This window comes from Thauera sp. WH-2 (assembly GCF_048321015.1).
In the GTDB taxonomy this organism is placed as follows: domain Bacteria; phylum Pseudomonadota; class Gammaproteobacteria; order Burkholderiales; family Rhodocyclaceae; genus Thauera.
In genome coordinates this window covers 1-521 of sequence record NZ_JBLWFG010000033.1, presented here as the reverse complement: position 1 = coordinate 521, position 521 = coordinate 1, and the positions used below count along the sequence as shown (strand labels likewise).

The window sequence follows — 521 nt, the reverse complement described above, 5'->3', positions numbered from 1 at the left end:
CGCGCGCTGGGCCTGCCCATGGTGATCCTGGCCGCGGTGTTCATGATCTACATCTTCTTCGGCCCCTACATGCCCGAGGTGATCGCACACCGCGGCGCCTCGCTCGCCAAGGGCATGAGCCACATGTGGCTCACCACCGAGGGCGTGTTCGGCGTCGCCGTGGGGGTGTCGACGAGCTTCATCTTTCTCTTCGTGCTCTTTGGCGCGCTGCTCGAGACCGCGGGCGCCGGGGCCTACTTCATCAAGTCGGCCATTGCGCTGCTGGGCGGGTTGCGCGGCGGTCCGGCCAAGGCCGCGGTGGTGGCCTCGGCCAGCACCGGGCTGATCTCGGGCTCCTCGATCGCCAACGTGGTCACCACCGGCACCTTCACCATCCCGCTCATGAAGAGCGTGGGCTACCGCGCCGACAAGGCGGCCTCGGTCGAGGTGGCCTCGTCCGTGAATGGCCAGATCATGCCCCCGGTGATGGGCGCGGCCGCCTTCCTGATGGTGGAATACGTGGGTATCAGCTACGTGCAGGT

At 67.4% G+C, this 521-nt stretch carries 1 protein-coding gene; it reads left to right on the top strand.

Annotation, left to right across the window (positions count from 1 at the left end; all coding sequences use genetic code 11):
* A partial coding sequence (locus ACNKW1_RS15755; protein WP_418365519.1) for a TRAP transporter large permease subunit occupies window positions 1–521 on the top strand: 521 nt, incomplete at both ends.